Here is a 19,533-nt window from a genome sequence, read left to right as displayed (position 1 = left end):
AACCCGAACCCGAACCCGCGGGCCGCCGTGCCGTTGCCGCCGGCCCGCTAGTCCTCCTCGGCCTCCGGCGCCTCTGACGTCTCCGACAGCTCTGATGTCTCGGGCTTCTCCGCCGGCTCCCGCTCGGGAAGCTCCGCGGCCAGTGCCGCCGCGGACTGGACCAGGGGCAGGGCGAGGAGCGCGCCCGCGGCCTCGCCGACGGTGACGCCCTGGTCCAGGAGCGGTTCGAGGGCCATGCGGTCCAGCGCCTTCGCCTGCCCCGGCTCCCCGCTGTTGTGCCCGGCCAGCCACCAGTCCGGCGCCCGGAACGCGATGCGCTGTCCGACCAGCGCGCACGCGGACGCCACCACCCCGTCCAGGATCACCGGCAGCTTCCGCACCGCGGCCTGCAACAGGAAACCGGTCATCGCCGCGAGATCGGCGCCGCCCACGGTCGCCAGCAGCAGCAACTGGTCCCCGAGCACCGGCCGTGCCCGCCGCAGCGCGTCCCGCACGGCCGCGCACTTGCGCATCCACGTGAGGTCGTCGATCGCGAGCCCGCCCCGCCCGGTCACCACCGACGCGTCGGTCCCGCACAGCGCCGCCACGAGCACGGCCGCCGCCGTGGTCCCGCCCACGCTCACATCGCCGAGCACCACCAGATCCGTACCGGAGTCGGCCTCCTCGTCGGCCACCGCGACCCCCGCCAGGAAGGCCGCCTCGGCCTCCTCCTGGGTCAGCGCGTCCTCGATGTCGATACGACCGCTGCCGCGCCGCACCCGGTGCCGTACGACCTCCGCCGGCAACGCGTCCGGCTCGCAGTCCAGCGCCATGTCCACGACCCGCACCGGCACCCCGAACCGCCGCGCCAGCACCGCGACCGGGCTGCCGCCCTCAAGCACGGACCGCACCAGCGTCACCGCGCTGCCCGCGGGCCGGGCCGAGACCCCCAGTCCGGCGATCCCGTGGTCACCGGCGAAGAGCACCACCCGCGGCCGGTCGACCGTCCGGACCGGTACGGCCCCCTGCGCGGCGGCCAGCCACTCACCCAGCTCGTCGAGGCGCCCCAGGGACCCGGGCGGCACGAGCAGACGTTCCCGGTGTGCCTCGGCGTCACGGCGCACGCCCCCGTCCGGGCGCTCGATCAGATCGGTGAAGTCGTCGAGATTAAGGGAGCTCATTCGCCGAACAGTACCGCCAGCGAACGAAGGGTTCCGCGCCACATCGCCACCACACCACCACGATGTCTTTGCACCCAAGATCCGGATCCCATACGTTCCGTTTTGCAGCGGATTGTCGTACAGGGAGCCGCCCATGCAGTCCTCGCCCCCCACCCCGCAGTCCACCGACGGATTCCACGAACCGCGCCGCGAGGACTGCCCCTGGTGCGGCTCGACGAGCCTGCGCACCCGGCTGCGCGCGCCCGGCACCCCGCGGTACGGCTCCGGTACCTTCGTCGTCGACGAATGCCGGGACTGCGCCCACGCCTTCCAGAACCCCCGGCTGACCGCGGAGGGACTCGCCTTCCACCACCGGGACTTCTACGAGGGCACCGTCGAAGGCACCGAGGACTTCGCCGAACGGATCCGCGCCGACCGCACCCGCCGCCGGCACCACCGGGCCGCCGCCCGCGCGATGCTGACCCTGCCCGATCCGGAGAGCCGTGAGCCGGAGAGCTGGCTGGACGTCGGCACGGGCCACGCCCACTTCCCGGAGACGGCCAGGGAGCTGTTCCCGTACACCGCGTTCGACGGCCTGGACCCCACCGAGCGCGTCGAGCGGGCCCGCGCGGCCGGCCATGTCGAGGAGGCCCACCTGGGCCACCTCACCACCCCCGAGGTCCTCGCCCGCCTGCGCTCCCGCTACGACGTGGTCAGCATGTTCCACCACCTGGAACACACCCCCGACCCGCGCGCCGAACTCCGCGCCGCCCTGACCGCCCTGCGCCCCGGCGGCCATCTCCTCGTCGAAGTCCCCGACCCGCACAGCGCGTTCGCCGTGCTGCTGGGCAAGTGGTGGCTCCCCGGCGGCGGACCCCGCCACCTGCACCTGCTGCCCCTGGACAACCTCCGCGCGGAACTGGAGTCCCAGGGCTGCACCGTCGTGGCGACCGACCGCAGGGCCGCCCACCTGCCCTACGACCTGTCAGCCGCCCTCTCCCTGGCCCTCGCCCACCTCCTGCCGAAGAGATGGCTGCGGGCGACCACCCCGCTGGTGGTCGCGGCCACGGTCCTGGACCACGCCCTGGCCCCCCTGCTCCGCCGCACCCGCTTCTCCAACGCCTACCGCGTCATCGCCCGCAAGGACACCGGGCCGGGGGCGTAGCCCTCACCCGCGCAGCACCAGGGCCTGGCCCGCGACGACCAGCAGGACCTGCTCGCACTCGGTCGCGAACGCCGCGTTCAGCCGCCCCAGTTCGTCGCGGTAGCGCCGCCCGGACGCCGTGGCGGGCACGATCCCCGACCCCACCTCGTTGGACACGGCGACCACGGTCCGCCGGGTGGCGCGCACCGCCGTCGTCAACTCCCGTACCCGCTCGCGCAGGGCGCGCTCGCCGCCGGCCGCCCACTCCGCGTCGTCCCACGCCCCGACGGAGTCCATCGCGTCCGTCAGCCACAGCGACAGACAGTCGATCAGCAGCGGCGACCCGTCCTGCGCCAGCAACGGCACGAGGTCGCACGTCTCCGTCGTACGCCACGAGCCCGGCCGCCGGTCCCGGTGCGCGGCCACCCGTGCCGCCCACTCCGTGTCCCCGTTGCGCGAACCGCCCGTCGCCACGTACAGCACGTCCGGGAACGACTCCAGCCGGCGCTCGGCCTCCACCGACTTCCCCGACCGGGCACCGCCCAGCACCAGCGTGCGGCGCGGCACGTCCGGGACGTCCTCGTACGCCCCCACCACCAGCGTCGTCCCGTCCGGCACCGCCCGCGCGCCCGCCGCGGCCAGCCGTCGCCGCAGCTCCGGGCCCGGCGGCACGTCATGGTCCAGGTGCACGGCGACGACGTCCGTCGTCGGCCCGACCGAGCCCACCGCCCGCAGCCTCGCCAGCGCGTCCGGGCGCCCCACGACGTCCGCGAGCACCATGTCGTACACCTCGGCGGAGGCCGACCCCTCCTCCAGCCCGGCCGGCGCGCCCCCCGGCGGCAGATACAGCAGTCGCTGCCCGTCCGGCCCGGTCACCGCGTACCCGGTGCCGCCCGCGTCCATCGCCAGCGCGCGCACCCGATGCCCCGTCAGCAGCGTCAACTCCCGCCCGTCCGGCACCCGTACCGGTTGCGGCAGGCCGGCCGGCACCTCCACGGCCGGTCCCTCGTGCGGATGCGAGAGCAGCACTTGGCGTACGCCGCCCAGCGAGTGCCCCGCCCGTGCCGCCGCGAACGCCGCGCCGGGCGTCAGGTCGAGCATCAGCGCCTCGTCGACCAGCAGCGCGGTGGCCGCCCGCGCGTCCGGTCCGAGCGCGGACGCGCACACCGCGCAGGGACAGTCGGAGCGGGGCAGGCCCGCCGGGGCACCGGTGCCGAGCAAAGTCACTTCCACGGACCTGATTTTCGCCTGTCGCCGCTGGTCTTGCGCATCCGACTAGGCTGCGGGCAGGAGCCGGACCAAGATCCGGCTGCTGCTCCGCATGTGCTCAGACCAGGGAGGCGTACATGGCGGCATGGACGTGGCGGTTCGAGAAGGCCGACGGGACGGAGGTCCAGCCCGCGGTGGAGCCGGAGGAGTTCACCACGCAGGGGGATGCCGAATCGTGGATCGGTGAGCACTGGAAGGCCCTGCTCGAAGGCGGCGCGGACCAGGTACGGCTGTTCGAGGACGCCACGGAGATCTACGGCCCGATGAACCTGCACGCCGACGAGTCGTAACGGCGCCGAGGCGGCAGGGGGGCGGTCGCCGCACTCACCGCGAACCGCCCCTCGTCACCGGTGCCGGGACTCGGTCAGCCCCGTACCCCGCACAGGTGCAGCAGCGCCGCCACACCCCGGTAGGGATCCGTCCGGCCCGCCCGCTCCTCCGCGGCCAGCAGGGTGTTCACGTCGGCCGGGATCTCCGCCCCGTCCGCCGCCGTGTCCGTGAAGACCCGCACGCCGTACCAGGCGTGCAGCGGCGCCCCGATCCCGGCCAGCGTCGCCGTCAGGGTGTCCAGCCGGTCGGCCCGTACGTCGAGCCCCAGCCGGTTGCGGTAGGCGGTCGTGTCGAACGCCGCGAGCGCACCCGCCCAGTCCCCGCTCAGCCCCGGCCGGACGGCCAGCGCGTCCCCGTTGCGCACCAGCAGCGACAGCAGCCCGCCGGGCGCCAGCATCCGGGCCAGCCCGGCCAGCAGTGCGTCGGGATCCTCGACGTACATGAGTACGCCGTGGCACAGCACCACGTCGAAGCTGCCCGGCAGGAAGTGGACGCCCGTGTCCCGCCCGTCGCCCTCGACGATCCGCATCCGCTCGCGGATCCCCTCCGGCTCACCGGACAGGGCCTCCCGCGCGGCCGTGATCATCGTGGTGTCCCGCTCGACACCGGTCACCTGATGGCCGGCCCGGGCCAGCCGCAGCGCCTGCGTGCCCTGGCCCATCCCCACGTCGAGCACCCGCAGTCGCTGCCCGACCGGGAACCGCCCGGCTATCTGCTCGTCGAGCTGCCGGGCCACCAGCTCCTGGCGTACGACATCACGCAATCCGCCGAGTCTGCTCAGCCACACGCGTGCCGCGCCCCCCGAGAAAGAGTCTGCGCTCAGGGCCGCTCTCCGCGCTTGACCTGCGGCTTGGGCAGCCGGAGCCGACGCATCTGGAGGGAGCGCATCAGGGCGTACGCGACCGCGCCCCGCTTGTTCGTGTCGGGGAAGCGCTCCGCCAGCCGCTTCTTCAGCCGGAACCCGGACAGGATCGAGTCGAGCACGATCAGCACGATCACGACCAGCCACAGCAGCAGCGCGATGTTCTGCAGCGCGGGCACCTGCACCACGCTCAGCACCAGGATGACCACGGCCAGCGGCAGGAAGAACTCCGCCACGTTGAAGCGCGCGTCGACCCAGTCGCGGGCGAACTTGCGGACCGGGCCCTTGTCGCGGGCCGGCAGGTACCGCTCGTCGCCGCCCGACAGCGCCTGGCGCTGCCGGTCCAGGGCCTGGCGGCGCTCCTCGCGCTGCCGCTTGGCGGCGTCCTTGCGGGTCGTCGGGGTACTGGCGACGCTGCGGCGCTGGGACTGGGCCTCACTGCGCTTGGGCGTGGGCCGACCCTTCGGGGCCTGCGGGTCACGGGGCTGATTGGAGTCGGTCACCGGCGCCTTGTCGGCGGGGGTGGCCTTCTCGTCCTTGGCACGGCTACGAAACACAAAACCCAAGGGTACGGGGTGGCGGGGCGTAGACCCCAGCCCGGTGGGGAACGATCCGGCAACACCGATCGTCAGTACGGGACAGAGGGGACGTTGCAGACGGTTCACCCGGTGGCCACCCCGAGGGTCACCTACTCCCTACGCCGGAGCGGGTACGTACGCAGTCGTCCTTGGGGAGGACAGCATCCGTCCCCGAACGGTGCGGTAATGGATGCAGGGCCCGTACTGTGGGTTCTGTCGCAGGATCTGTGAGCTGGAGTCCGTCAGAAGGGGGCGCGCGAAGCCCATGAGCGGTGTCATGAAGCGTATGGGGATGATCTTCCGCGCGAAGGCGAACAAGGCCCTTGACCGGGCCGAGGACCCGCGCGAGACCCTCGATTACTCGTACCAGAAGCAGCTGGAGCTGCTCCAGAAGGTCCGCCGCGGCGTCGCGGACGTGGCCACCTCGCGCAAGCGCCTGGAACTCCAGCTCAACCAGCTCCAGCAGCAGTCCACCAAGCTGGAGGACCAGGGCCGCAAGGCGCTCGCGCTGGGCCGCGAGGACCTCGCCCGTGAGGCGCTGTCCCGCCGCGCCGCCCTCCAGCAGCAGGTCACGGACCTCGAAACGCAGCACACGACCCTCCAGGGCGAGGAGGAGAAGCTCACCCTGGCGGCCCAGCGACTCCAGGCCAAGGTCGACGCCTTCCGTACGAAGAAGGAGACGATCAAGGCCACGTACACCGCCGCCCAGGCGCAGACCCGCATCGGCGAGGCCTTCACCGGCATCTCCGAGGAGATGGGCGACGTCGGCCTGGCCATCCAGCGTGCCGAGGACAAGACGGCCCAGCTCCAGGCCCGGGCCGGCGCCATCGACGAGCTGCTCGCCTCCGGCGCCCTCGACGACCCGTCCGGCATGGCCAAGGACGACATCCAGGCCGAGCTGGACCGGCTCTCCGGTGGTACGGATGTAGAGCTGGAACTCCAGCGCATGAAGGCGGAGCTGGCGGGCGGATCGCCCCAGCAGGCGATCGAGGGCGGCACGGGCCAGGGACAGCAGTCCCAGCAGCCGCAGGACACCCCGCGCTTCGACAAGCAGTAGCCGACGTCCTGGAGGGCGAGATGGCGGACATGATCGTACGGATCATGGGCGAGGGGCAGGTGAGGCTGGCCGAAAGCCACCTCACCGAACTCAACAAGCTGGACGACGAGCTGCTCGCCGAGATGGAGAACGGCGACGGCCCCGGCTTCCGCCGCACCCTCCAGGCCCTCCTGGCCAAGGTCCGCGACCTCGGCGAACCCGTGCCCGACGACTCCCTCGACCCCTCCGACCTCATCCTCCCGTCCGAGGACGCGACCCTGGAGGAGGTCCGGGACCTGCTCAGCGACGACGGTCTCATTCCGGGGTGAGTCCCGGACACGTACTGTTCCCTTCGTGAGCACCCTTGAGCGCGCCAGGTGCCGCCTGAAAGCACATCCCCTGGCCCTGGACGCGGCTCTCGCGGCCGGCGTCCTCGTGTGCATGGTCGTCGGATCCTTCGCGGACTCCCACGGCGGCAACGGCGTGACCTGGGGCGTGCGCACCCCGGACCTGCTCAGCCTGCTCCTCATCACCATCGGTGGCGTGGCCCTGGTGTTCCGGCGCATCGCCCCCAAGACGGTCCTCGCCGTCACCGGCACGGTCTCCCTCGTCGAGAGCGTCACCGGCGACCCCCGGGCCCCGGTCGCGATGTCCGCCGTCGTCGCCCTCTACACCGTCGCCTCGACCACCGACCGGACCACCACCTGGCGCGTCGGCCTGCTCACCATGACCGTGCTGACCGGCGCGGCCATGCTCGCCGGCCCGCTTCCCTGGTACGCGCAGGAGAACCTCGCCATCTTCGCCTGGACCGGCATCGGCGCCACCGCCGGCGACGCGGTGCGCAGCCGTCGCGCGTTCGTCAAGGCCATCCGGGAGCGGGCCGAGCGGGCCGAGCGCACCCGGGAGGAGGAGGCCCGCCGCCGCGTCGCCGAGGAGCGGCTGCGCATCGCCCGCGACCTGCACGACGTCGTCGCCCACCACATCGCGCTGGTCAACGTCCAGGCGGGAGTCGCCGCCCATGTGATGGACAAACGCCCGGACCAGGCCAAGGAGGCCCTCGCGCACGTCCGCGAGGCCAGCCGCTCCGCGCTCAACGAACTGCGCGCCACCGTCGGCCTGCTCCGCCAGACCGGCGACCCCGAGGCCCCCACCGAACCCGCGCCCGGCCTCAGCCGCCTCGACGACCTCGCCGGCACCTTCCGCAACGCCGGCCTGCGGGTCGAGGTCGCCCGCGCCGACCAGGGCACCACGCTCCCCGCCGCCGTCGACCTGGCCGCCTACCGGATCATCCAGGAGGCCCTCACCAACGTGCGCAAGCACGCGGGCCCCGCCGCGAGGGCCGAGGTCAGCGTCGTACGCGTGGGCCCGAACATCGAGGTCACCGTCCTCGACGACGGCTCGGGAGGGGGCGGATCCGGCGCGGCGGGCGGCGGCTCGACGGCCGTCGGCTCCCCGGGCGACGACCCGGGGGAGGACGGCGCCCCCGAGGCCGGCGGCGGCCACGGGCTGCTCGGCATGCGGGAGCGGGTCACCGCCCTGCGCGGCACCCTCACCACCGGCCCCCGGTACGGCGGCGGCTTCCGGGTCCATGCGATCCTGCCGATCAAGACCGCCACCGCCACGGGGGAGCCCGCATGACGATCCGCGTCCTGCTCGCCGACGACCAGGCACTGCTGCGCAGCGCCTTTCGTGTGCTGGTCGACTCGGAGCCGGACATGGAGGTCGTCGGCGAGGCCTCCGACGGCGCGGAGGCGGTCCTGCTGACCAAGGAGACGCAGGCCGACGTCGTCCTCATGGACATCCGGATGCCCGGCACCGACGGCCTCGCCGCCACCCGGCAGATCAGCGCCGACCCCGCCCTCGGGCACGTCCGCGTGGTCATCCTGACGACCTTCGAGGTCGACGACTACGTGGTGCAGGCACTGCGTGCCGGTGCCTCCGGCTTCCTCGGCAAGGGCTCCGAGCCCGAGGAGCTGCTGAACGCGATCCGGCTCGCCGCGGGCGGCGAGGCCCTGCTCTCCCCGACCGCCACCAAGGGCCTGATCGCCCGCTTCCTGGCCCAGGGCGACGGCGCGGACGACGGCCGCGACCCGGCCCGCGCCGACCGGCTCGACGCCCTCACCGTCCGGGAGCGCGAGGTCCTCGTCCAGGTCGCCGGCGGGCAGTCCAACGACGAGATCGCCGAGCGCCTGGAGGTCAGCCCGCTGACCGTGAAGACGCACGTCAACCGGGCCATGGCCAAGCTGGGCGCACGGGACCGCGCGCAGCTCGTGGTGATCGCCTACGAGTCCGGGCTGGTACGTCCGAGGATGGACTGACCTCCACCCGCGTGTACTGCGACCGGAGTAGGCGCCGGACAAGGAACGGGACCTGGGGCCTACGGATTCGCGTCCGCACATGGTTCAGGGTGTGGGGTGGGCGCTCACCAGTGCCCCTCCGCCGCTCACGGATGTTCACTGAAAAGAGACCCTGACCCATGTCCTGGCTGTCCAGATTCAGCCTCGCGCAGCGGGCCTTGATCGGACTGATGTCCGTCGTCGCGCTCGCCTTCGGTGCGATCGCGATACCCCAGATCAAGCAGCAGCTCCTGCCCACCATCGAACTGCCCATGGTGTCGGTCCTCGCGCCGTACCAGGGTGCGTCCCCCGACGTCGTCGAGAAGCAGGTCGTCGAGCCCATCGAGGACAACCTGGAGGGCGTCGACGGCATCACCGGCGTCACCTCCACGGCCAGTGAGGGCAACGCCGTGATCATGGCGTCCTTCGACTACGGCAACGACACCAAGCGGCTCGTCACGGACGTCCAGCAGGCCGTCAACCGGGCCCGCGCCCAGCTCCCGGACGGCGTCGACCCGCAGGTCGTCTCCGGCTCCACGGACGACATGCCGACCGTGGTCCTCGCCGTCACCTCCGGCAAGGACCAGCAGGCCCTCGCCGACCAGCTCGACACGACGGTCGTACCGGAGCTGAAGGACATCGACGGCGTCGGCCGCGTCCAGGTCATGGGCGTGCGGGACCTCCAGGTCACCGTCACCCCGGACAACGCGAAGCTGGCCCGCGCGGGTCTCACCTCCGCCGCCCTCGGCCAGGCGCTGCAGGCGGGCGGCGCGACCGTCCCGGCCGGCTCCTTCGACGAGGACGGCGCCAACCGCACCGTCCAGGTCGGCGGCGGCTTCACCTCGCTGCGGCAGATAAAGGACCTGATGGTCACCGGCCAGGGCGTGAAGAAGCCGGTGCGTCTCGGCTCGGTCGCCACGGTCGAGGCGCAGCAGGCCACGGCCGACTCGATCACCCGCACCGACGGCCGCCCGAGCCTCGCCGTGAACGTCACCATGGACCACGACGGCAGCGCGGTCGCGATCTCCGACGCGGTCAAGGACAAGCTGCCGAAGCTGCGCCAGGACCTCGGCTCGGGCGCGACGCTCACCGTCGTCAGCGACCAGGGCCCGGCGGTCTCCAAGGCCATCAAGGGCCTGACCACCGAGGGCGCGCTCGGCCTGCTCTTCGCGGTCCTCGTCATCCTGGTGTTCCTGGCCTCGATCCGCTCGACCCTGGTGACCGCGGTGAGCATCCCGCTGTCGGTCGTGCTGGCCCTGATCGTGCTGTGGACGCGCGACCTGTCCCTGAACATGCTGACGCTGGGCGCGCTGACGATCGCCATCGGCCGGGTCGTCGACGACTCGATCGTGGTCCTGGAGAACATCAAGCGGCACCTCGGCTACGGCGAGGAGCGCCAGTCCGCGATCATCGACGCGGTCCGCGAGGTGGCCGGTGCGGTGACGTCCTCGACGCTCACCACGGTCGCCGTGTTCCTCCCGATCGGCCTGGTCGGCGGCATGGTGGGCGCGCTGTTCGGCTCGTTCAGCCTCACGGTGACGGCGGCGCTGCTGGCGTCCCTGCTGGTGTCGCTGACGGTCGTACCGGTGCTGTCGTTCTGGTTCCTGCGCGCCCCGAAGGGCACCCCCGAGGACGCGGCCGAGGCCCGACGCGCGGCCGAGGAGAAGGAGGCGAGGAGCCGCCTGCAGCGCTTCTACGTCCCCGTCCTGCGCTTCGCGACCCGCCGCCGGCTGACCAGCGTGCTGATCGCGGTGGTGGTCCTGATCGGCACCTTCGGCATGGCCCCGCTCCTGAAGACGAACTTCTTCGACCAGGGCGACCAGGAAGTGCTCACCGTCAAGCAGGAGCTCAAGCCCGGTACGAGCCTGGCGGCCACGGACGCCCAGGCGCGCAAGGTGGAGAAGCTGCTCGCCGGAGTGAAGGGCGTCAAGGACTACCAGGTCACCGTCGGCTCGTCCGGCTTCATGGCGGCCTTCGGCGGCGGTACGGACACCAACCAGGCCTCGTACCAGGTGATGCTGGAGGACTCCGCGTCGTCCGACGACGTGCAGACCCGCATCGAGGACGGCCTCAAGGAGCTCAAGGGCATCGGCACGACCACGGTGTCGGCCGGTGACGGCTTCGGCAACCAGGACCTGCGGGTCGTCGTGAAGGCGTCGGACCCCGAAGTCCTGCGTACGGCGTCGGAGGACGTCCGGTCCGTCGTCGCGAGCCTGGACCACGTCACGAACGTGTCGAGCGATCTGTCGCAGAGCGTGCCGCGCATCTCGGTGAAGGCGAACTCCACGGCGGCCGCCGCGGGCTTCGACGACCAGACGCTGGGCGGCGCGGTGGCCCAGGCGGTACGGGGCACCACGGCCGGCAAGGCGATCCTGGACGACACCGAGCGCGACATCGTGATCCGGTCGGCCAAGCCCGCCAAGACGCTGGCGCAGCTGCGCGATCTGTGCCTGGGCGCGGTGAAGCTCGGCGACATCGCCACGGTCGAGCTGGTCGACGGCCCGGTGTCGATGACCCGTATCGACGGGCGGCGCGCGGCCACGATCACGGCGAAGCCGACGGGTGAGAACACGGGCGCGGTGAGCACGAAGCTCCAGTCCAAGATCAAGGCCCTGAAGCTGCCGGCCGGCGCCACGGCGGAGATCGGCGGCGTCAGCTCGGACCAGGACGACGCGTTCAAGAACCTGGGCCTGGCGATGCTCGCCGCGATCGCGATCGTCTTCATGCTCCTGGTCGCGACGTTCCGCTCGCTGGTCCAGCCGCTGATCCTGCTGGTGTCGATACCCTTCGCGGCCACGGGAGCGATCGGTCTGCTGATCGCCACCGGCACCCCGATGGGCGTGCCCGCCATGATCGGCATGCTGATGCTGATCGGCATCGTGGTGACGAACGCGATCGTCCTGATCGACCTGATCAACCAGTACCGTCGACAGGGTCACGGTGTGGTCGAGGCCGTGATCGAGGGCGGCCGCCACCGGCTCCGCCCGATCCTGATGACGGCCCTGGCGACGATCTTCGCCCTGCTGCCGATGGCCCTGGGCGTCACTGGCGAGGGCGGCTTCATCGCCCAGCCCCTCGCGGTGGTCGTGATCGGCGGTCTGATCACCTCCACCCTGCTGACCCTCCTCCTGGTGCCCACGCTCTACGCGATGCTGGAGCTCCGCAAGGAACGCCGGGCGAAGAAGCGGGCGGCGAAGCGAGCGAAGAAGGCGGGCCTGCCCACCGACCCGACCCCGGCCACGGACGAGCCGGAGCCGGCGGGCGTGTGACCCCGTAAGAGGCGCACGACCTCGTAAGCCACAACGGCCGGGTCCGAACTGAGAGTTCGGACCCGGCCGTTGCGCATGCCCGCGGACGGTTGTCTCCGCGCCCGGGTCTTTTCGTATCCTGTGGCCGCGAACTGCCCGACGGGGGAAGGGATTTGAAGCGGTGACACTGCACAAGGACGATCCGCGGTCGGTCGGCGGCTACCGACTCGTCGACCGGCTGGGCGCCGGGGGCATGGGGGTCGTCTACCGGGGCAGGGCGCGCTCGGGCCGTGAGGTCGCCGTCAAGGTGGTCCACGCCCAGTACGCCCAGGACGCCGTTTTCCGCACTCGCTTCCGGCAGGAGATCGCGGCCGTCCGCAAGGTGAGCGGTGCCTTCACCGCGCCGGTCGTGGACGCCGACCCGGAGGCCGACCGGCCCTGGATGGCGACGCAGTACGTGCCCGGGCCCTCGCTCGCCGACCGGATCCGGGTGTCCGGCCCGCTGCGGAGCGCCGCGCTGCGGCCGCTCGCCCTGGGCCTGGTGGAGGCCCTGCGCGACATCCATCGCGTCGGCGTCGTGCATCGGGACCTGAAACCGGCGAACGTGCTGATGGCCGAGGACGGCCCGCGCGTCATCGACTTCGGCATCTCCCGCGCGACGGAGAACCAGACACTGACCGAGACCGGGCACATGATCGGCACTCCGCCTTTCATGTCCCCGGAGCAGCTCACCGACGCCCGCTCGGTCGGCCCGGCCTCGGATGTCTTCTCGCTCGCGGCGCTGCTGGTGTACGCCGTGACCGGGCGTGGCCCGTTCGACGAGGAAAGCCCCTATCTGACGGCGTATCGGGTGATCAGCGAGGAGCCGGTCCTGGACGGTGTGGGCCGGCCCCTGCTCGGGATCCTCGTCCGGTGCCTGGCCAAGGACCCGGCCGCGCGGCCGGAACTCGACGAGCTGGCAAGGGAGTTCGCGGACGCCCTGCCCGAACCGGCGCCGGGCGACCTGCCCACCGTGACCCTGTGCCGCCCCGCCCTCGACGAGGAGTCGCAGCACTACGGCGCCCTCGCGGAGCGGGCGGTCATGTCCCCCGTACGTCGGCGGCGCTCGCGTTCACTGCTGGCCGCGACGGGCACCGTCGGTGCCGTGGCCCTCGGCCTCACGGCCTACTTCGTTCTCGGGCCCGGGCTTCCGGGTGACGCGGCGGACGACGCGGCCGGGACGGGGCGGGTGAGCCCCTCGGCGTCCGCGGTCTCCCGGTGGGGGCCGCCGCCCGCCGGCTGGCGACCCTGGCAGACGACGGTGCGCGAGCGCGCCCCGGTCGGCGCCGCGCAGGCGCTGGACATGAGTCGCCGGGCGACCGGAGGGGGCGGCCTGTCCTGCGAGGTGAGCGCGGGCGCCGTCTACTGCGGGGGCGAGGGCGTTCTGCCGGTGCGTCTGGACGCGCGGACGGGGAAGACGCTCTGGCGTGCCGTGCCCCGACCCGCCATCGGCGCCACCGAGCAGTACACGTCCCGGGTTCTCGGCGTACGGGACGGCGCGGTGCTGGTGACCCAGAGTGCCCCGGCCGAGTCACCGCAGGTCGAGCTCACCCGCGTCACGGCCTTCGACATCGGGACGGGCAAGCAGCTGTGGACCCGCACGGTGAACGACGGTGGCACCGAGATCGCCTTCACCGGCGACCTGGTCCTGACGCCCGGCGCCGACGGCCGGTCGGTGACCGCCCGCGCTCCGCGCACCGGCAGGACACGCTGGACGGCACCCCTCCCGGCGAACCGCTCCTGCGGGCTGGTCACGTTCGGGGAGGGGCTGTACGCGCAATGCGACGCGCTGACGAGCAGGGCGGCCGACACCGACTTCCTCGTCATCGACCCGGGCGACGGTTCGACACGGCGGCTGACGACACCGGCGGGGAGCAGCTGCAAGGGCACCGTCGCCCGGCGGCTGGTGTGCCTGCAGTGGGACGAAGGCGAGTCCGACAACGGCCCCGACAACATGGCGTACGCCCGCATCCTGCTGCTGGACCCGGACACCGGTAAGCGGCAGGAGGTCGAACCGGCGCAGAAGCTGCATGGACAGCCCACGGTCGAGGGCGGCATGTTGTTCCTCGCCAGGTCCAGCGGCGAGGTGACCGCGGTGTCTCCCGGCACCGGCAAGCAGGTGTGGCGTATCCGGACGACGCTGCAGCAGCCGGGCCGGCCGGTCCTCGACGACCGGACCCATACGCTCTACCTGTCCAGCGCCGCCGGCCGGGTCGCCGCCCTCGACGCCCGCCGGGGCACGGTCCTGTGGGAATCGCCGCCGCGCGCCGAGCGGGTGACGGGTGCGGGCTGGGACCTGGCCGATGTGCTCGTCGACAAGGGCACGCTGGTCGTCGATACCCCCGACGGCACGGTCTTCGCCCTGGACCCCGGTCACCCCACCAGGAATCCGGTGGCGGCGGGGTGACCGGTGTCGGGACGTGGCTTACGGCAGGGCCAGCATCCGTTCCAGGGCCAGCTTCGCGAACTTCTCCGTCTCCCGGTCCACCTCGATGCGGTTGACCAGGTTGCCCTCGGCGAGGGACTCCAGGGCCCAGACCAGGTGGGGGAGGTCGATGCGGTTCATGGTGGAGCAGAAGCAGACCGTCTTGTCGAGGAAGACGATCTCCTTGCCCTCGGGCGCGAAACGGTTCGCCAGGCGGCGGACCAGGTTCAGCTCCGTGCCGATGGCCCACTTGGAGCCGGCCGGGGCGGCCTCCAGGGCCTTGATGATGTACTCCGTCGAGCCGACGTGGTCGGCGGCGGCCACGACCTCGTGCTTGCACTCGGGGTGGACCAGCACGTTCACGCCGGGGATCCGGGCGCGCACGTCGTTCACGGAGTCCAGGCTGAAGCGGCCGTGGACCGAGCAGTGGCCGCGCCACAGGATCATCTTGGCCGCGCGCAGCTCGTCCGCGGTCAGCCCGCCGTTCGGCTTGTGCGGGTTGTAGACCACGCAGTCGTCGAGGGACATGCCCATGTCGCGGACGGCGGTGTTGCGGCCGAGGTGCTGGTCCGGCAGGAACAGCACCTTGTCGCCCTGCTCGAAGGCCCACTCAAGGGCCCGCTTCGCGTTCGACGAGGTGCAGATCGTGCCGCCGTGCCTGCCCGTGAACGCCTTGATGTCCGCGGACGAGTTCATGTACGAGACGGGCACGACCTGGTCGGCTATGCCGGCCTCCGTCAGCACGTCCCAGCACTCCGCGACCTGCTCGGCGGTGGCCATGTCGGCCATGGAGCAGCCGGCGGCGAGGTCGGGCAGCACGACCTTCTGGTCGTCGGTCGTCAGGATGTCGGCCGACTCGGCCATGAAGTGCACACCGCAGAACACGATGTACTCGGCCTCCGGGCGGGCCGCCGCGTCGCGCGCCAGCTTGAAGGAGTCGCCCGTGACGTCCGCGAACTGGATGACCTCGTCGCGCTGGTAGTGGTGGCCGAGCACGAACACCTTGTCGCCGAGCTTCGCCTTGGCCGCGCGGGCGCGCTCGACCAGGTCGGGGTCGGACGGCGAGGGCAGGTCGCCGGGGCATTCGACGCCGCGCTCGCTCTTCGGGTCGGCCTCACGGCCGAGGAGCAGCAGGGCGAGAGGAGTCGGCTGGACGTCGAGCTCCGGGGTCTGGGCGGTGGTCACGACACGCACCCTTTCTTCTTTTCGTCTAACTGACGCTATCTATCATAACCTGCTTCACGTCACTTTGACGATGGTCATAGCGTCTATGTGACGTGAATCCCGGCGGACCCGACCGTCGCTCACTGTCCGCTCCACCGCGTATGTGCGAGCATGAGGAGGAAGAGGACGCAAGTGCTCGGCCCGGAATGAATCCGCGGGCCCGACGGTTGCACTCGTCGGCAAGCAGTCTCCGTACAACCCGGGAGAGATGTAGATGTCCGTATCGGACGAGACCAGCACCGTCACCGACGGCATCGTTCTGACCGACGCCGCCGCGTCCAAGGTCAAGGCCCTGCTCGACCAGGAAGGCCGTGACGACCTCGCGCTGCGCGTCGCCGTCCAGCCCGGCGGCTGCTCCGGCCTGCGCTACCAGCTGTTCTTCGACGAGCGTTCCCTCGACGGCGACGTCGTGAAGGACTTCGGCGGGGTCAAGGTCGTCACCGACCGCATGAGCGCCCCGTACCTGGGCGGCGCCACCGTCGACTTCGTGGACACGATCGAGAAGCAGGGCTTCACGATCGACAACCCGAACGCGACCGGCTCCTGCGCCTGCGGCGACTCCTTCAGCTGAGTCGCACCCTGAACACCGCGAAGGCGGCGGCCCCCTCCGACAGGGCCGCCGCCTTCGTGCTTTCGTGATCCGCCCGAAGAGCCCGGGCCTTAGCGGGCCGAGGGCGGTGCGGGCAGTCGGGCTCCCGGCTTGGTGAGCGGGACGGCCGAGCCGTCCGTGCCGACGACCTTCCGGGTGCCGAGCGGCTGGTCCAGCCGCACGGTCTGCGCGTACTGCTTGGCGATCAGGATGCAGACCTTGTCCGGCCACGGCGTCTCCGTCACCCTGACCGTCACCTCGCCCGCGCTCTCCTCCGCGGACGCCTTGTAGTCGGCGCACACCCCGCCCATGAAGCTCACGGTCAGTTCCCTGTCGTCGGACGTGTAGCCGTCCACCTTGACGTTCCGTGCGGTCGGCGCCTCGGTCGCGGTCGGCCGGTCGCCCGGCGAGGTCGGGGCCGCGGACGGCGCCGTGGACGGTGCCGACGCCGGCGCCAGGTACTTCGGGTCGATCGCCGGATGCGTCACCGTGAAGGTGCCCCGCGCGTCCTTGCCCCGCACCTCGAACAGCCAGGACGGCACCAGCGCCTGCCGCCCGTCCACCGAGTGCGAGGCCAGCCCGAACACCGCGTGCTCGACCGTCACCGCGGCCGTGTCCTGCTTCGGCGCCGTCGTCGAGGAGCCGCACGGCTGCTCAAGACGGTCCTTCATCGGTACGGGGCTGGCGCAGCCGCCGATGCCCATGCGGTCGTCGGTGTGCGGCGCCGCGTTCATCAGGTCCAGCGTCTTGCGCGCGCTCAGGACGGGGTACGTGTCGCTCTTGGCCGGCGACTTCAGCAGCCCGTTGCCGCCGATCACCTCGCCCTGCTTGTCGACGGTCAGCCCCGTCGTCCAGCCGTACGTGGGAAGTCCGCCCACCACCGGGTCGGCGTTCACCACCCGCTGGGCGCCCATGACCTGGTTCGCGTCCACCTTCGCGTCGTCCTGGCCCAGCGCCTTCAGGATCGGCGCCGCCGCCTTCTTCGCGGCCGTCACGGTCACCGGGTCGTCCGCCGGGGCGGCCGGGTCCTGCGCGCAGACGAGGGTGCCCTTGCAGTTGTCGGTGCCCGGCGCGTACCGGCTGAAGGTCCAGGAGCCGGGCGCCTCCTTGTTCACCCGCAGGCTCGGCCCCATGGCGTCCCGGCCGACCCGCCAGGTCTGCCCCTCGGCCACCGGCGTCCCGTCGATCCCGAGCGCCTTGGCCAGCCGGGCCACCTCGTCCCGGGTGACCTGGCCCTGCGCCCGGTACACGGCCGCCGAGCCGGGGCCGTCCGGCAGCGAGCCGCCGACCGCGTAGCGCACGCCGTACGGATTGGGCTCACCGGGCGCGATGCCCTCCGTACCGCCCTCGGAGACACCGTCGAGCGCGAGCGGCGGGGGAGTCCCGTCCCCGCCGGGCGCCGACGATCCCGTACCGCCGCGGGAGTCGCCGCTCGCGTGGGCGGCCAGGTACGTCCCGCCGATGCCGACCAGCAGTACGGCGGCCGCGACGGAGGCGGCGACCAGCGGAGACTTCCGCCGCCCGGACCGCTCACCGCCGTCACCGTCGACGTCCCCGTCGGCCGCGACGACCCCGGTCTGCACGACCGGCGCGTCGGCCGCAACAGGTGCCTCGGCCTCAGCAGAGGGCTCAGGGGCAAGAGGCGGCGTCTCGGCATCAGCAGAGGCCTCACCGTCAACAGAGGCCTCAGCCTCGCCGGAGGCCTCGCCATCGACAGGCGTCTCGGCCTCGCCAGAGGCCTCACCGTCAAGAGGGATCTCAGCCTTGGCAGAGGCCTTGCCGTCGGCAGAGGCCTCAGCGGCAACAGAGGCCTCACCCTCAACCTCGGCGCCGGCCACGGCGCCCGCGTCGTCGTCGTGGTCGGGTCGCTCGGTGTTCACCGCATCGCTCCTTGTGGGGTCGTATCGCGCATCCCCTTCTCGGGGGACGGCGATGGGACGCACCGGGGGAGCGCACGGTTCCCTGATCGGGCGCCGGTTCAGCCGACCGGCGCAGTCTCAGTCCCCGTAGTCGGACATCGCGTCCAGGAGCCGCGCCGACTTGGCCGGAACGGACACCCCGTGGATGAGTGACGGCGACACCGGGCGGGAATGGACGTGAGGGGGAACCGCCCAGTGGGGGGCCATCCGGGCACAGTCACCGCGCAGCGACGCGAGGTCGCCGTCGGGGTCGGCCGGAGCGGGGGCAGAGACCTTCAGGTTCGTCATAGGCGCCACCGTAAGCACGCCGAGGCGCGCGAAGAAAGATCTACTATCGGGTAGTTTTGCCAGCTTCAGACCCTTGCCTGAACCCGGTAGCGTGAACTGTCAATCCACCTCCCCTCAGGAGCGTCCACGCCGTGCGCATCGCAGTCACCGGCTCCATCGCCACCGACCACCTCATGACCTTCCCCGGCCGATTCGCGGACCAGTTCGTCGCGGACCAGCTGCACACGGTCTCGCTCTCCTTCCTGGTCGACAATCTGGACGTACGCCGGGGAGGCGTCGGCGCGAACATCGCGTTCGGCATGGGGCAGCTCGGCTCGAAGCCGATCCTGGTCGGAGCCGCGGGCTTCGACTTCGACGACTACCGTGCCTGGCTCGACCGGCACGGTGTCGACACCGACTCGGTCCGTATCTCCGAGACCCTGCACACCGCTCGCTTCGTGTGCACCACCGACGCCGACCACAACCAGATCGGCTCCTTCTACACCGGTGCCATGAGCGAGGCCCGGCTCATCGAGCTGAAGACCGTCGCCGACCGCGTCGGCGGCCTCGACCTGGTCCTCATCGGCGCCGACGACCCGGAGGGCATGCTCCGCCACACCGAGGAGTGCCGCTCCCGGAACATCCCGTTCGCCGCCGACTTCTCCCAGCAGATCGCCCGTATGGACGGCGAAGAGATCCGGATACTGCTGGACGGCGCGACGTACCTCTTCTCCAACGAGTACGAGAAGGGCCTGATCGAGTCCAAGACCGGCTGGACCGACGAGGAGATCCTCGGCAAGGTCGGCCACCGCGTCACCACCCTCGGCTCGCGCGGCGTCCGCATCGAGCGGGCCGGCGAGGACCCGATCGAGGTCGGCTGCCCCGAGGAGGAGCGCAAGGCCGACCCCACCGGCGTCGGCGACGCCTTCCGCGCCGGCTTCCTGTCCGGCCTCACCTGGGGCGTCTCCCAGGAGCGCGCCGCCCAGGTCGGCTGCATGCTCGCCACCCTCGTCATCGAGACGGTCGGCACCCAGGAGTACCAGCTGCGCCGCGCCCACTTCATGGACCGCTTCACCAAGGCGTACGGCCACGACGCCGCCGCCGAGGTCAAGCGGCACCTCGCCTAGC

General features: G+C 71.9%; 17 protein-coding genes. 10 read left to right on the top strand and 7 right to left on the bottom strand.

Features of this window, described 5'->3' with window-relative positions; genetic code table 11:
• Positions 1-47: 47 nt before the first annotated feature.
• Positions 48-1,160 carry a nicotinate-nucleotide--dimethylbenzimidazole phosphoribosyltransferase gene (gene cobT, locus IPZ69_RS15975; RefSeq protein ID WP_235454784.1) on the bottom strand — a complete coding sequence of 371 codons (1,113 nt, stop codon included), beginning with the start codon at positions 1,158-1,160 and terminating at the stop codon, positions 48-50.
• A gap of 133 nt (positions 1,161-1,293) precedes the next feature.
• On the opposite strand from cobT, the gene IPZ69_RS15970 reads away from it, so the two are divergent.
• Entirely contained in the window at positions 1,294-2,304 is a 1,011-nt protein-coding gene (locus IPZ69_RS15970) for a class I SAM-dependent methyltransferase (RefSeq protein WP_235454783.1), read from the top strand.
• Positions 2,305-2,307: 3 nt separating this feature from the next.
• On the opposite strand, the gene IPZ69_RS15965 is transcribed toward IPZ69_RS15970, so the two are convergent.
• Positions 2,308-3,516 carry a bifunctional adenosylcobinamide kinase/adenosylcobinamide-phosphate guanylyltransferase gene (locus IPZ69_RS15965; protein WP_235454782.1) on the bottom strand — a complete coding sequence of 403 codons (1,209 nt, stop codon included), beginning with the start codon at positions 3,514-3,516 and terminating at the stop codon, positions 2,308-2,310.
• A 113-nt stretch (positions 3,517-3,629) separates the two neighbouring features.
• Here IPZ69_RS15965 and IPZ69_RS15960 point away from each other — a divergent pair, with 113 nt between their 5' ends.
• Positions 3,630-3,842 (top strand): hypothetical protein, encoded by a 213-nt coding sequence (locus IPZ69_RS15960; protein WP_235454781.1) that lies wholly within the window; start codon positions 3,630-3,632, stop codon positions 3,840-3,842.
• Positions 3,843-3,916: 74 nt separating this feature from the next.
• Here the strand turns inward: IPZ69_RS15960 and IPZ69_RS15955 are convergent, their stop codons facing one another.
• Together IPZ69_RS15955 and IPZ69_RS15950 are read right to left on the bottom strand one after the other, a co-directional pair.
• The gene (locus tag IPZ69_RS15955) at positions 3,917-4,618 is read right to left on the bottom strand and encodes a class I SAM-dependent methyltransferase (RefSeq protein ID WP_235454796.1); all 702 of its coding nucleotides are present in this window, start codon (positions 4,616-4,618) and stop codon (positions 3,917-3,919) included.
• Positions 4,619-4,701: 83 nt separating this feature from the next.
• Entirely contained in the window at positions 4,702-5,376 is a 675-nt protein-coding gene (locus IPZ69_RS15950) for a DUF3043 domain-containing protein (RefSeq protein ID WP_235454795.1), read from the bottom strand.
• A gap of 211 nt (positions 5,377-5,587) precedes the next feature.
• Here IPZ69_RS15950 and IPZ69_RS15945 point away from each other — a divergent pair, with 211 nt between their 5' ends.
• The 6 genes from IPZ69_RS15945 (at position 5,588) to IPZ69_RS15920 (ending at position 14,388) form a co-directional block, all read left to right on the top strand.
• Positions 5,588-6,379: a PspA/IM30 family protein gene (locus IPZ69_RS15945; protein ID WP_235454780.1), complete on the top strand. Its 792-nt coding sequence runs from the start codon at positions 5,588-5,590 to the stop codon at positions 6,377-6,379.
• 29 nt (positions 6,380-6,408) lie between these two features.
• Positions 6,409-6,687 carry a PspA-associated protein PspAA gene (pspAA, locus tag IPZ69_RS15940; RefSeq protein WP_235454794.1) on the top strand — a complete coding sequence of 93 codons (279 nt, stop codon included), beginning with the start codon at positions 6,409-6,411 and terminating at the stop codon, positions 6,685-6,687.
• Between the two features lie 25 nt (positions 6,688-6,712).
• Complete coding sequence (locus tag IPZ69_RS15935) at positions 6,713-7,996, top strand: sensor histidine kinase (RefSeq protein WP_235454779.1); 1,284 nt, start codon at positions 6,713-6,715, stop codon at positions 7,994-7,996.
• Positions 7,993-8,676, top strand: a complete 684-nt coding sequence (locus tag IPZ69_RS15930) for a response regulator (protein ID WP_235454778.1) — start codon at positions 7,993-7,995, stop codon at positions 8,674-8,676. The genes IPZ69_RS15935 and IPZ69_RS15930 overlap by 4 nt, the downstream gene beginning before the upstream one ends.
• Before the next feature lie 158 nt (positions 8,677-8,834).
• Positions 8,835-11,963 (top strand): efflux RND transporter permease subunit, encoded by a 3,129-nt coding sequence (locus IPZ69_RS15925; protein WP_235454777.1) that lies wholly within the window; start codon positions 8,835-8,837, stop codon positions 11,961-11,963.
• Positions 11,964-12,123: 160 nt separating this feature from the next.
• Positions 12,124-14,388 (top strand): protein kinase domain-containing protein, encoded by a 2,265-nt coding sequence (locus IPZ69_RS15920; protein ID WP_235454776.1) that lies wholly within the window; start codon positions 12,124-12,126, stop codon positions 14,386-14,388.
• 18 nt (positions 14,389-14,406) lie between these two features.
• Here IPZ69_RS15920 and nadA read toward each other — a convergent pair whose 3' ends face one another.
• Positions 14,407-15,591, bottom strand: a complete 1,185-nt coding sequence (gene nadA / locus IPZ69_RS15915; protein ID WP_235454775.1) for a quinolinate synthase NadA — start codon at positions 15,589-15,591, stop codon at positions 14,407-14,409.
• A 253-nt stretch (positions 15,592-15,844) separates the two neighbouring features.
• On the opposite strand from nadA, the gene erpA reads away from it, so the two are divergent.
• A complete protein-coding gene (erpA, locus tag IPZ69_RS15910) occupies positions 15,845-16,201 on the top strand; it encodes an iron-sulfur cluster insertion protein ErpA (RefSeq protein ID WP_062702780.1) in 357 nt (118 codons plus the stop codon).
• An 89-nt stretch (positions 16,202-16,290) separates the two neighbouring features.
• Here the strand turns inward: erpA and IPZ69_RS15905 are convergent, their stop codons facing one another.
• Complete coding sequence (locus IPZ69_RS15905; RefSeq protein WP_235454774.1) at positions 16,291-18,099, bottom strand: hypothetical protein; 1,809 nt, start codon at positions 18,097-18,099, stop codon at positions 16,291-16,293.
• 117 nt (positions 18,100-18,216) lie between these two features.
• The gene (locus IPZ69_RS15900) at positions 18,217-18,426 is read right to left on the bottom strand and encodes a hypothetical protein (protein WP_235454773.1); all 210 of its coding nucleotides are present in this window, start codon (positions 18,424-18,426) and stop codon (positions 18,217-18,219) included.
• 131 nt (positions 18,427-18,557) lie between these two features.
• Between IPZ69_RS15900 and IPZ69_RS15895 the strand changes: the two genes are divergently transcribed.
• Positions 18,558-19,532, top strand: a complete 975-nt coding sequence (locus tag IPZ69_RS15895; protein WP_235454772.1) for a carbohydrate kinase family protein — start codon at positions 18,558-18,560, stop codon at positions 19,530-19,532.
• Position 19,533 lies beyond the last annotated feature (1 nt).

It is taken from the genome of Streptomyces olivochromogenes, from assembly GCF_021538895.1.
In the GTDB taxonomy this organism is placed as follows: domain Bacteria; phylum Actinomycetota; class Actinomycetes; order Streptomycetales; family Streptomycetaceae; genus Streptomyces; species Streptomyces olivochromogenes_A.
This window is presented reverse-complemented; position numbering and strand designations above follow the sequence as displayed.

What these genes read in the sequence shown, in the direction of transcription:
- IPZ69_RS15930 (WP_235454778.1), top strand. Translation starts at nt 7,993, where the DNA reads ATGACGATCCGCGTCCTGCTCGCCGACGACCAGGCACTGCTGCGCAGC.
- IPZ69_RS15960 (WP_235454781.1), top strand. Translation starts at nt 3,630, where the DNA reads ATGGCGGCATGGACGTGGCGGTTCGAGAAGGCCGACGGGACGGAGGTC.
- IPZ69_RS15945 (WP_235454780.1), top strand. Translation starts at nt 5,588, where the DNA reads ATGAGCGGTGTCATGAAGCGTATGGGGATGATCTTCCGCGCGAAGGCG.
- IPZ69_RS15900 (WP_235454773.1), bottom strand. Translation starts at nt 18,426, where the DNA reads ATGACGAACCTGAAGGTCTCTGCCCCCGCTCCGGCCGACCCCGACGGC.
- cobT (WP_235454784.1), bottom strand. Translation starts at nt 1,160, where the DNA reads ATGAGCTCCCTTAATCTCGACGACTTCACCGATCTGATCGAGCGCCCG.
- IPZ69_RS15970 (WP_235454783.1), top strand. Translation starts at nt 1,294, where the DNA reads ATGCAGTCCTCGCCCCCCACCCCGCAGTCCACCGACGGATTCCACGAA.
- IPZ69_RS15925 (WP_235454777.1), top strand. Translation starts at nt 8,835, where the DNA reads ATGTCCTGGCTGTCCAGATTCAGCCTCGCGCAGCGGGCCTTGATCGGA.
- pspAA (WP_235454794.1), top strand. Translation starts at nt 6,409, where the DNA reads ATGATCGTACGGATCATGGGCGAGGGGCAGGTGAGGCTGGCCGAAAGC.
- erpA (WP_062702780.1), top strand. Translation starts at nt 15,845, where the DNA reads ATGTCCGTATCGGACGAGACCAGCACCGTCACCGACGGCATCGTTCTG.